Raw genomic sequence first — 11,119 nt, 5'->3', positions numbered from 1 at the left:
GGCAGCAGCAACAGCAAGGGCGCGCATCGCGTCGCTGTTGGCCAATCCCGAATCCCGAATCCCCAATCCCCGCGTCACAGCGTCTGCTCCAGCACGCGCCAGACCAGTTCTTCGAAATCGATGTCGAGTTGGCGGGCAGCCTTGGGCACCAGCGAATGGCTGGTCATGCCAGGAGCGGTGTTCACTTCGAGCAGATACAGCTGGCCGCTGCTGCCATCGCGCATCACGTCCACGCGACCCCAGCCACGGCAGCCGGCAGCCCGGAAGGCGTCCAGCGCGAGTTGGCGAATCTGCGTTTCGGCCTCGCCTTCCAGGCCCGGGCACAGGTACTGGGTGTCCTCGGCGATGTACTTGGCGTTGTAGTCGTACCACTGGCCCTTGGGCACGATGCGGATGGACGGCAACGCGGTGTCGCCGAGCACGGCGACGGTGAGTTCGTCGCCTTCGATCAATTGCTCCATCAACAGCGCACCGTCGTAGCGCGCCGCCAGGGTCACTGCTTCTTCGAGCTGCGCCTGGTCGAACACGCGGCTGACGCCGACGCTGGATCCTTCGTTGGCCGGCTTGACGATGACCGGCAACCCGATCTGCTGTGCAGCGGCATGGATTGCCTCTGCGCTGGCACCAGCAGCCAACCGCGCGTAGCGCGGCGTCGACAGGCCCAGCGACAGCCACACCTGTTTGGTACGGATCTTGTCCATGCTCAGCGCCGAGCCCAGCACGTCCGAGCCGGTATAGGGCACGCCGAAGGCTTCCATCAGGCCTTGCACGATGCCGTCTTCGCCGCCGCCGTTATGTCCGTGCAGCACGTTGAACACGCGATCGAACTGCTGCGCGACCAATGCCTTGGCCAACGCCGGAATGCCATCCACCGGCTGCGCATCGACGCCGCGCGCGCGCAGCGCTTCCAGCACGTTGCTGCCGGAATTCAACGACACCTCGCGCTCGGACGAGGTGCCGCCGAGCAGTACGGCGACGCGTCCAAAGGCTGCCGGATCGCTGGTGCGAACGTTGCCGACCAACGCGCTCATGCCTGCTCTCCGACAAACCCGTTGCTGATGATGTGCTGGGCCACGTAACCGATATCGCCGGCGCCCATCATCAACAGCAGGTCGCCGTCCTGCAGGACGTCCGGCAACACTTCGGCAAGCCCGGCGATCTGGCCGACGACCACCGGCTCGCTGCGGCCGCGCGCACGGATGGCGCGTGCCAATGCACGCGAATCGGCGCCCGGGATCGGCGCTTCGCCGGCCGGGTAGACCTCGCTCAGCACCAATGCGTCGACCGTGCTGAGTACCGCGGCAAAGGCGTCGAACTGGTCGCGGGTGCGGCTATAGCGGTGCGGCTGGAAGGCGACGACCAGACGCTTGTCCGGCCAGCCGCCACGCGCGGCGGCGAACACCGCTTCGAGTTCGCGCGGGTGATGGCCGTAATCGTCGACCACGCGCACACGTGCCCCGCTGCTGGTGGTGACTTCGCCCAGATCGTTGAACCGACGGCCGATGCCGGCAAAGTTTTCCAGCGCGCGCGCAATGGTGTCCGGCGCCACGCCGAGCTGCCAGCCGATTGCGGCAGCCGCCAGCGCATTGAGCACGTTGTGACGGCCCGGCAGTGCGAGCGTCACCGGCGTGGTGGTGCCTTCGGGCAGGCGCAGTGTAAAGCGCATCCGTGGCCCGTCCTGCACGACATCTTCGGCGCGCACGTCGGCGTTTTCGCTCATGCCGTAGCTCATCACGTGGCGCGGCGTCTTGCCGGCCAGTGCAGCCACTTCCGGGTCGTCGATGCACAGCAACGCCAGGCCGTAGAACGGCAGGCGCTGCAGGAATTCGGCGAATGCGGCCTGTACGCGGGCAAAATCGTTGCCGTAGTTTTCCAGGTGATCCGCATCGATGTTGGTGATCACCGCCATCAACGGATTCAGGCGCAGGAAGCTGCCATCGCTCTCGTCGGCCTCGGCGACCAGCCATTGGCCGCCACCGAGCTTTGCGTTGGCACCGGCAGCCAGCAGCTGGCCACCGATGACGAACGTCGGGTCTAACCCGCCTTCGCTCAACACTGCAGCCGCCAGGCTGGTGGTGGTGGTCTTGCCATGCGTGCCGGCCACCGCAATGCCGCGACGGAAACGCATCAGCTCGGCCAGCATCGCCGCGCGCGGCATGATCGGAATGCGCTGGCTGCGCGCTTCCATCAACTCGGGGTTGTCTTCGCGGATGGCGCTGGACACCACCACGCAATCGGTACCCAGCACGTTGGCCGCCGAATGGCCGCGCATCACGCGCGCACCCAGCTTGGCCAGCCGGCGCGTGGCCGCGTTGTCGGCGTTGTCCGAGCCGGACACTTCATAGCCCAGCGTCAGCATCACCTCGGCAATGCCGCTCATGCCGGTACCGCCGATGCCGACGAAATGCACGCGCGGGAACGCCCGCACCAAATCGCCACTGTCTTGCAGACGGCGGATCACGGGGCACCTCCTGCGGAGGCGCCGGGATTGGGGAGTCGGGATTGGGGATTGGTGGCGATCAACTGCGCCGAACGGTCGCCATTTACGGATGTCTGCATGCTGCCCTGTTTGTGCGTTTGCTTGTTGCGAATCCCCAATCCCGCTCGCTCTTGGACAGCCGGAGGCCGGCCATCTCCACTCCCGGCCTCTTGAAGAATGATGTCGGCGATGCGCTCGGCGGCGTCCGGCTTGGCCAGGGTGCGTGCGGCGTTGGCCATCGAGAGGCGACGAGTCGGGTCGGCGAGCAACGTCTGCAGCACCTGCTGCAAGCGCACTGCCAGGCTGTCGTCCTGCTTGAGCAGCACGGCGGCATCGGCGCCGACCAGGTATTCGGCATTGCGGGTTTGATGGTCGTCCACGGCGGCGGCGAACGGCACCAGCACGCTGCCGACACCGGCGGCGCATAGTTCGGCCAGGGTGGATGCGCCAGCGCGGCACACGACCAGATCGGCCCACGCATAGGCCGCAGCCATGTCGGCGATGAAGGGTTCGACGCTGGCGTTGACGCCTGCCTGCAGGTAGGCCGCTTCGGCTTCGGCGCGCAGCTTCTCGCCGCACTGATGGCGCAACTCGACCTCCGGGTGACCCAGTGCAGCCAGCGCTGTCGGCACCGCCTGGTTCAACACACGCGCGCCCTGGCTGCCGCCCAGCACCAGCACGCGTACCGGGCCGGTGCGGCCCACCAAGCGATCGGCCGGCGCCGGCAATGCAGCGATTTCTGCACGCACCGGGTTGCCTACCGCTTCTTCGCCAGCAAAGCTGCCCGGAAACCCGGTCAGCACGCGGCGCGCGAAACGCGACAACACCTTGTTGGTCATGCCGGGGGCGCGATTCTGTTCGTGCACCAGCAATGGCGCACCGAGCAGGCGCGCAGCCAGGCCGCCCGGGCCGGCCGCAAAGCCGCCAAAGCTGATCACCGCACGCGGACGGCGCTTGCGCAGCACGAAGCCGGCAGCGCGCACCGCGCGCATCACCCGCACCGGCGCACCGAGCAGCTTCACCACGCCCTTGCCGCGCAAGCCGCTGATGGCCAGCGTATCGATAGGAATATCGTGCTGTGGCACCAGGCGGGTTTCCATGGCGCCATCGGCGCCCAGCCAGGTCACCGGCACGCCGCGCGCGCGCAGCACCTTGGCCACGGCCAGGCCCGGGAAGATGTGCCCGCCGGTGCCGCCAGCCAGAATCATGACCGGCCGCATCATCGCAGACGACGGTGCGGGCATTTGCGCGGCATGGGCAGAAACGCTCACGCAATCCTCCCGAAGGTCGGTTCCACACGCGGTTGCATGCGGCTGGTGCCGCGCAGGATGGCTGACGCCGGCGCTACGTAGGCGGCGGCAACCGGAGGAGCGGCCGGCGCAGGCGTAGCGCCAGTGTCGCGCTGCGGCTTGTGCGCAGGCGCGTACGCCGGCGGCACCGAATCGACCACCGGCTCGGCCGGCTCAGCTGGCGAGGTGGCCGCGCCCTGCGGAGACAACTTGCTGCGCAGGCGCTCGGCGCGATCGGCTTCGTAGGACACCCGCAGCAGCACACCCATCGCAAGACAGGTCATCAGCACCGATGAGCCGCCCGACGAAATCAGCGGCAGGGTCAACCCCTTGGTCGGCAGGATGCCCAGGTTGACGCCGATCGACACGAAGCTCTGCATCGCGATCCACAGGCCGATGCCGAAGGCGATATAGCCGGAGAAATGCCGCTTCATCTCCACGCAGCGCATGCCCAGCCAGAAGGCGCGACCGACCAGCAGCGCGTAGAGCCCGATCACGCCGCACACGCCCACAAAGCCCAGCTCCTCGGCGATCACCGAGAAGATGAAGTCGGTATGCGATTCGGGTAGGTAGTTGAGCTTCTGCACCGAAGCGCCCAGGCCCACGCCGGTCCACTGGCCGCGGCCGATGGCCATCAGGGCGTTGGACAGCTGGTAACCGGAGCCCAGCTGATCCACCCACGGGTCCATGAAGGAGGTCACGCGCCGCATGCGGTACGGCTCGAAGATCACCAATGCCACCAGGGCCGGCAGCAGCAGCAGGATCGGCAGGATGATGCGCCCGATCGGCGCACCGCCCAGCACGAGCATGCAGGCGGTCACGCTCAGCAGCAGCATCGAGGAGCCGAAGTCCGGCTGCAGCAGCAACAGGCCGACCAAGAAGCCGACCACAAATACCGGTTTGAGCATCGCCTGCCAGGTCGCGTTGACCTCGTCGCGGAACCGCACCAGATAGCTCGCAAGCCAGATGATGTAGAACACCTTCACCGATTCGACCACCTGGAACCGCGACACGCCCAGGTTGATCCAGCGCTTGGCGCCATTGACGGTGCTGCCCAGGCCAGGCACGAACACCACCACGAGCAGCACAAAGCAGGCCAGCAACAGCATCTGGTTGTGCTGTTCGATGGTCTTGAGCTCGGTGCGCATCGCCCAGAACGCCAGCGCGATGCCACCACCCAGGAACAGCAGGTGGCGGGTCAGGTAATAGAACGGGCTGGCTTCCAGTTCGATCGAGCTGGACGCCACCATCACCACGCCCAGCGAGGCGAGCGTGACTGCCGCCCCGAGCAGCCACGGGTCGTAGCGGCCGCCGATGGCGTCCAGTCGTGTGGCCTGGCGGGACATGTCGTTCATCAGCGCACCTTCAACGTGGCAAGGCCGATCAGCACCAGCACCACCGAAATGATCCAGAAGCGCACGATCACGCGCGGCTCCGGCCAACCCTTGAGCTCGAAATGGTGGTGGATCGGCGCCATGCGGAACACGCGCTTGCCGGTCAGCTTGAAGCTGGCCACCTGGATCATCACCGACAGCGTTTCGATCACGAACACGCCGCCCATGATCACCAGCACCATCTCCTGACGCACGATCACCGCGATGGTGCCGAGCACTGCGCCCAGCGACAGCGCGCCGATGTCGCCCATGAACACCATTGCCGGGTAGGTGTTGAACCAGAGAAAGCCCAGCCCTGCCCCGGCGATCGCCGAGCAGATGATGATCAGCTCGCCAGCACCGGGAATCAGCGGGATTTTCAGGTATTCGGCAAACACCACGTTGCCCGAGGCATACGCGAACACGCCCAGCGCGCAGGCGACCAGCACGGTCGGCATGATGGCCAAACCATCCAGGCCGTCGGTGAGGTTCACTGCATTGGAGAAGCCCACGATCCAGAAGTAGGCGATCACCACGAAGCTCACCCCGGCCAGCGGCAGCGCGATCGACTTGAACATCGGGATGTAGAACGTGATCGCCGCCGGTACGTCGGCGGTGTAGTACAGGAACAAGCCAGCGGCCAGACCGAAGATCGACTGCAGCAGATACTTCCAGCGCGACTTCAGGCCATTGGGATCGCGTTTGACGATCTTGATCCAGTCGTCGTACCAGCCGATCGCACCGAAGCAGATCATCACTGCCAGCACCAACCACACGTAGCGGTTGCGCAGGTCGCCCCACAGCAGCACCGACAAGGTGACGGTGAGCAGGATCAGCGAACCGCCCATGGTCGGCGTGCCGGCCTTGGAAAAATGCGTTTGCGGGCCGTCCTGGCGGATCGGCTGGCCGCCCTTGAACTGGGCGAGCTTGCGGATCACCGCCGGGCCCATCCACAACGACAGGAACAGCGCGGTCAGCGCAGCCAGGATGCCGCGGAAGGTCAGATAGTTGAACAGCCCGAACAGGCTCTCCAGTTGCTGCAGCCAACGGGCCAACTCAAGCAGCATGGGATGCGTCCTCCGCCGATGCGAGCAGCGCGGTGACGACGCGGTCCATCGCGCTACCGCGCGAGCCCTTGATCAGGATCGTGATGGAGGCGACGCCCGGAAGCGCGTTGGTGGATGGCGATTGCTGTTGGTGAATCACTGCATGTTCCTGCGTATTTCCTGATCCGTGCTGCGGCACTTGCTGTTGCTGGCTGGTGGCATCGACCAGATCCGCCTGCAAGGCGTCGATCAACTCGGCGTGCGTGGCGAACACACGCCCGCCCTCGCCGAACGCGTGCGCGGCAGCGGCGCTCAGTTCGCCCAGCGCATACAACCGCTGCAGCTTGGCCGCACGTGCGCGACGCCCCGCGGCGGCATGTAGTGCCACGCCTTCGGCGCCGAGTTCGCGCATGTCGCCCAGCACCAGCCAGCCTTCGCCCGGTGCGGCGGCCAAGGCATCGATGGCCGCATCCAGCGAGCCCGGGTTGGCGTTGTAGCTGTCGTCGATCAGGACCGCGCCATTGGGCAAGGTCTGCGCGATCTGCCGGCCGGCTACCGCGCGCGCCTGCGCCAGACCGTCGGCGATCACCGGCAAGGCGATGCCGGCACCGAGTGCAAGCCCGGTTGCCGCCAGTGCGTTGAGCACGTTGTGGCGGCCTGGCAGCGGCAGCGCAATCGGCGCCTCGCCCTGCGGCGTGACCAGGGTGAACTGCGCGCCGCCGGTGTGCAGACGCAGTTGACGCGCAGTGATCTCGGCACTGGCCTGCAAGCCATAGCGCAACACGCGACGTCCCTGCACCGGCTGGCTCTGCAACTGCTGTTCGAACCACATGCCGAACGCGTCGTCGGCATTGATCACCGCCACGCCATCGGCGGGCAGCGCGGCGTAGATGGCGCCCTTGGTCCGTGCGACGCCAAGCAAGCTGCCCAGACGTTCCAGATGGGCGGGCGCGATGTTGTTGACCAACGCCACATGCGGCTGCGCAATCTCGGTGAGATAGGCAATATCGCCCGGCTTGCCGGCGCCCATTTCGTAGATCGCAAAGTCCGCATCGTCGGGCGCGGCGATCACTGCCAGCGGCAAACCGATCTCGTTGTTGCGGTTGCCCGGCGTGGCGTACACGGTGGTGCCATCCACGCGCCCGGCTTCCTGCAGGATCGACAGCAGCAGCGCCTTGACGCTGGTCTTGCCGTTGGAGCCAGTCAGCGCAAGCACACGCGTGGCGCGGTCGCGCTGCATGCCGGCGGCGATGCGCGCCAACGCCAGCTCGGTGTTGTCCACCACCACCTGCGGCACGCTCAGCGCCGGCAGCAGGCGATCGACCAGCACACCGCTGGCACCGCGCGCGACCGCCTCGGTGGCGAAATCGTGCCCATCAAAGCGTTCGCCGCGCAGCGCCACATACAGGCTGCCGTCGGCAAGCGTGCGGGTGTCGTTACCGACCGCATCGATCATGGTGTCGTCGCCGTGCAGCTCGCCGCCCGCCCAATGTGCGATCAACGACAGTGGCGTGAGCTTCATGGCCGCACTCCCAACACGGTGCGCGGCAGCAGCGCCTGCGCCGCCACGAGGGCGTCGTCGAAGGCGTGCCGCACACCGGCAATTTCCTGATACGGCTCGTGGCCCTTGCCGGCGATCAACACGATGTCCGATGGGCTGGCCATGCCGATGGCCTGATGGATCGCAGCGGCGCGGTCGCGCTGCACGATGGCGGCATCCGGTCGCGCGAAGCCGCGCAGGATATCGGCCACGATCGCATCGCCGTCTTCGCCACGCGGGTTGTCGTCGGTCACGATCGCCACGTCGGCCTTGAGCTCGGCAATCGCCGCCATCTGCGGGCGCTTGCCGGTGTCGCGTTCGCCACCGCAGCCGAATACGCAGATCAGGCGGTCCTGCGCATGCGAACGCAGGCTGCTCAATGCCTGTTCCAGCGCATCGGGCGTGTGTGCGTAATCGACCACCACCAACGGTGCGCCATGTGCGCCGCCGAGGCGGTTCATGCGGCCATGGATGGGCTGCAACTGGCCGAGCACACTGGCGATCTGCGCAGGCGCAAACTCCATCGCCCACAACGCGCCGGCCACGGCCAGCAGGTTGTCCACGTTGAAACGGCCCAGCAGCGGCGAATGCACCGGATGCACTTGGCCCTGGACATTCAACGCAAAGTTGATGCCGTTGTGGTCCAGCTGCAGTGCCTGCGCGCTCACGCTGGCGTCGGCATGCGCGCGCGAGCTCACACCGATCGCGCGCAGCGCGGGATCGAGCGCAGCGAACAGCGTGCGGCCGAAGCCATCGTCCAGGTTCACCACGGCCGCTTTCAACCCCGCGCGGGTGAACAGCTTGGCTTTCGCCGCGCCGTATTGCGCCATGTCGCCGTGGTAATCGAGATGGTCGCGGGTGAGATTGGTGAACACTGCCACGTCGAAATGCACCGCATCCACGCGGCCCTGATCGAGCGCGTGCGAGCTGACTTCCATTGCCACGGCCTGCGCACCCTCATCGCGCAACTGCGCCAACAGGGCGTGCGTGGGCAGCACCAGCGGGGTGGTGAAACCGGTCGGCACGGTCGCGCCATACAGACCGACGCCCAGCGTGCCGAGCGTGCCGGTGGGCGTACCGAGCAGCGTCAAGGCCTGCGCCAGCAGCTGCACGGTGGAGGTCTTGCCGTTGGTACCGGTGACGCCGACCATGCGCATCGCCTGCGATGGCCGGCCATGAAATTGATCGGCCATCACGCCAAGGCGCGCGCGCAAGCCAGGCACGGCAATCGCATCGGCCGGGACCGGCAGACCGTCGGGAGCCGGCGGCTCGAACAACACCGCCGCCGCGCCATTGGCGCGCGCCTGTTCGACAAAGCCCAGACCATGCGCACCGAAACCGGCGATCGCCACGAATGCATCGCCCGGGCGCACGGCGCGGCTATCCATCACCAACCCGGACACCTGCACGTCGTGCGTCAATGCCACATCCGGCAGCAACTGCGAAAGCGCCATGGAGCGGCTCACTGGCGGCTCTCCTGCAACGGCGCGGGCTGTGCTGGCGCGGCAGCCGGCGCAGGCGCCAGTGCGGTCGGAATGCCGGCAGAGACTTCATCCACCGGGTCCGGCACCAGGGCCGGATCCGGATCGGCCGATTGCGGCTTGACCACCGGCTGGCCGGTCTTGCCGGCCGCCTGTGCGGCCAGCCACGACTGGATATCGTCCGGCGGCACGTCCATCAAGCGCAGCGCGCCTTCCATCACGCGATGGAAGACCGGCGCCGATACCAGACCACCGTAATACACCTTGCCTTGCGGATCGTTGATCACGATGACGGTGGCAAAGCGCGGGCGCGTGGCCGGCACCAGGCCGGCGAACAGGGCGTTGTAATGCCCGCGCTCGTAGCCGTTGGCGCCATTCTTGCGCGCCGTGCCGGTCTTGCCGGCCACGTGGTAGCCCAGAATCGCCGCGCCCTTGGCGCCGCCCTGGGTCACCACGGTCTCCATCATGTCGATGACCTGGCGCGCCACTTCCGGCGTGATCACCTGACGGGTTTCGTTGTGCTGGCCACGCACGAAGGTCGGCGGAGTGAGCTTGCCGCCGTTGCCCAGCGTGGCGTACGCCTGGGCAATCTGCAGCGGCGTCACCGACAGGCCGTAACCGTAGGACATCGTGGTCTTGGACGGGCCGCTCCAGCGCGCCGGCTGCAGCACCACGCCGGCCGATTCGCCGGGGAACCCGCTATGCGGCGCGCTGCCGTAACCGAAGTTGCGGATCGACTGGTAGAAGGTCTGGTCGGGCACCTTGGCCGCGATCTTGGCCGCGCCGATGTTCGAACTGCGGGTGATCACGCCGGTGACGTTGAGCACACCGTTGTTGCGCGGCACATCGCGAATGGTGAAACGCCCCACCGACATGTAGCCGGGGTTGGTATCGATGACGGTGTCCTTGGTCACCACGCCGGCCGTCAGCGCGGTGGCCACGGTCAGCGGCTTCATCGTCGAACCCGGCTCGACCAGATCGGTGACCGCACGGTTGCGGCGCGCCGACGGATTGATGCCGGTGACCGAATTGGGGTTGTAGGTAGGCAGGTTGACCATCGCCAGCACTTCGCCGGTGGCCACGTCCATCACCACCATCGAACCGCCGGCCGCGTTGTTTTCGACCAGTGCGTTGCGCAGCTCCTTGTAGGCCAGGAACTGGATGCGGCGGTCGATGCTCAGCGTCAGATCCTTGCCCGGTTGCGCCGGACGCACCAGGTCCACGCTTTCCACGATGGCGCCGCGCGCATCGCGCACCACTTTCTTGGAACCGGGCTTGCCGCGCAGCCATTCGTCGAATGCCAGCTCCAGGCCTTCCTGGCCGCGGTCGTCGATGTTGGTGAAGCCCAGCACATGGGCCATCGCCTCGCCTTGCGGATAGAAGCGGCGGAACGCGCGCTGCGAGAACACACCAGGAATCTTCAGGTCGACAATCGCATGCGCCTTGTCCGGATTGATCCGGCGCTGCAGGTACATGAATTCCTTGCCGGCCTTCTGTGCCAGCTTGGCGTTCAACTCGTCCAGCGGCTGCCCGAGCGCTTTTGCCAGCTCGGGAATGCGGTCCGGGTTGCGCAGCAGTTCCTGCGGATTGACCCAGATCGATTCCACCGGCGTGGACACCGCCAGCGGCTCGCCGTTGCGGTCGGTGATCATGCCGCGCGAGGTGGCGATGGGCAGTTCGCGCAGGTAACGCGCTTCGCCCTGACGCTGGTAAAAATCGCGATTGACCAGTTGCACGTAGGCCGCGCGGCCGATCAGCGTCACCGAGCACAGGCCAAGCGCGATACCGACCAGGGTCAGGCGACCACGGAGGTTAAAATTGCTACGGGGGCGGTTGCGGCCGGTTTTCATGGCGCACCTCCGTGTGCGCCACCCTGCGGGCAGCTGCGCTGTGCAAAACGGCTGTCCTGCC

8 protein-coding genes are annotated in these 11,119 nt (G+C 66.7%); all 8 read right to left on the bottom strand.

All coding sequences use genetic code 11. The features are described from left to right. Positions 1-74: 74 nt before the first annotated feature. From ACCQ15_RS03995 to ACCQ15_RS03960, 8 genes are read right to left on the bottom strand one after another with little or no spacing between them, the layout of a single operon-like run. Positions 75-1,031: a D-alanine--D-alanine ligase gene (locus ACCQ15_RS03995; RefSeq protein ID WP_029818682.1), complete on the bottom strand. Its 957-nt coding sequence runs from the start codon at positions 1,029-1,031 to the stop codon at positions 75-77. After that, the gene (murC, locus tag ACCQ15_RS03990; RefSeq protein WP_011346425.1) at positions 1,028-2,461 is read right to left on the bottom strand and encodes a UDP-N-acetylmuramate--L-alanine ligase; all 1,434 of its coding nucleotides are present in this window, start codon (positions 2,459-2,461) and stop codon (positions 1,028-1,030) included. The genes ACCQ15_RS03995 and murC overlap by 4 nt, the downstream gene beginning before the upstream one ends. Continuing rightward, positions 2,458-3,750 carry an undecaprenyldiphospho-muramoylpentapeptide beta-N-acetylglucosaminyltransferase gene (gene murG / locus ACCQ15_RS03985; RefSeq protein WP_372381237.1) on the bottom strand — a complete coding sequence of 431 codons (1,293 nt, stop codon included), beginning with the start codon at positions 3,748-3,750 and terminating at the stop codon, positions 2,458-2,460. The genes murC and murG overlap by 4 nt, the downstream gene beginning before the upstream one ends. After that, positions 3,747-5,123 carry a putative lipid II flippase FtsW gene (gene ftsW, locus ACCQ15_RS03980; protein WP_008571985.1) on the bottom strand — a complete coding sequence of 459 codons (1,377 nt, stop codon included), beginning with the start codon at positions 5,121-5,123 and terminating at the stop codon, positions 3,747-3,749. The genes murG and ftsW overlap by 4 nt, the downstream gene beginning before the upstream one ends. Beyond that, positions 5,123-6,208 carry a phospho-N-acetylmuramoyl-pentapeptide-transferase gene (gene mraY / locus ACCQ15_RS03975; protein WP_003485285.1) on the bottom strand — a complete coding sequence of 362 codons (1,086 nt, stop codon included), beginning with the start codon at positions 6,206-6,208 and terminating at the stop codon, positions 5,123-5,125. Before mraY ends, ftsW begins: the two co-directional genes overlap by 1 nt. After that, positions 6,198-7,709: a UDP-N-acetylmuramoyl-tripeptide--D-alanyl-D-alanine ligase gene (locus tag ACCQ15_RS03970; RefSeq protein ID WP_008571986.1), complete on the bottom strand. Its 1,512-nt coding sequence runs from the start codon at positions 7,707-7,709 to the stop codon at positions 6,198-6,200. The genes mraY and ACCQ15_RS03970 overlap by 11 nt, the downstream gene beginning before the upstream one ends. Then, a complete protein-coding gene (locus tag ACCQ15_RS03965; protein WP_206212875.1) occupies positions 7,706-9,181 on the bottom strand; it encodes a UDP-N-acetylmuramoyl-L-alanyl-D-glutamate--2,6-diaminopimelate ligase in 1,476 nt (491 codons plus the stop codon). Before ACCQ15_RS03965 ends, ACCQ15_RS03970 begins: the two co-directional genes overlap by 4 nt. Before the next feature lie 8 nt (positions 9,182-9,189). Next, positions 9,190-11,058, bottom strand: a complete 1,869-nt coding sequence (locus ACCQ15_RS03960; RefSeq protein WP_372381236.1) for a peptidoglycan D,D-transpeptidase FtsI family protein — start codon at positions 11,056-11,058, stop codon at positions 9,190-9,192. Positions 11,059-11,119: the final 61 nt, after the last annotated feature.

Source organism: Xanthomonas sp. NCPPB 1754, assembly GCF_041475725.2.
Classification (GTDB): domain Bacteria; phylum Pseudomonadota; class Gammaproteobacteria; order Xanthomonadales; family Xanthomonadaceae; genus Xanthomonas; species Xanthomonas euvesicatoria.
This window is presented reverse-complemented; position numbering and strand designations above follow the sequence as displayed.

Excerpts from the sequence above, each read along its gene's own strand:
- ACCQ15_RS03970 (WP_008571986.1), bottom strand. The coding sequence starts at position 7,709 with ATGAAGCTCACGCCACTGTCGTTGATCGCACATTGGGCGGGCGGCGAG.
- mraY (WP_003485285.1), bottom strand. The coding sequence starts at position 6,208 with ATGCTGCTTGAGTTGGCCCGTTGGCTGCAGCAACTGGAGAGCCTGTTC.
- ACCQ15_RS03960 (WP_372381236.1), bottom strand. The coding sequence starts at position 11,058 with ATGAAAACCGGCCGCAACCGCCCCCGTAGCAATTTTAACCTCCGTGGT.
- ACCQ15_RS03995 (WP_029818682.1), bottom strand. The coding sequence starts at position 1,031 with ATGAGCGCGTTGGTCGGCAACGTTCGCACCAGCGATCCGGCAGCCTTT.
- ftsW (WP_008571985.1), bottom strand. The coding sequence starts at position 5,123 with ATGAACGACATGTCCCGCCAGGCCACACGACTGGACGCCATCGGCGGC.
- ACCQ15_RS03965 (WP_206212875.1), bottom strand. The coding sequence starts at position 9,181 with ATGGCGCTTTCGCAGTTGCTGCCGGATGTGGCATTGACGCACGACGTG.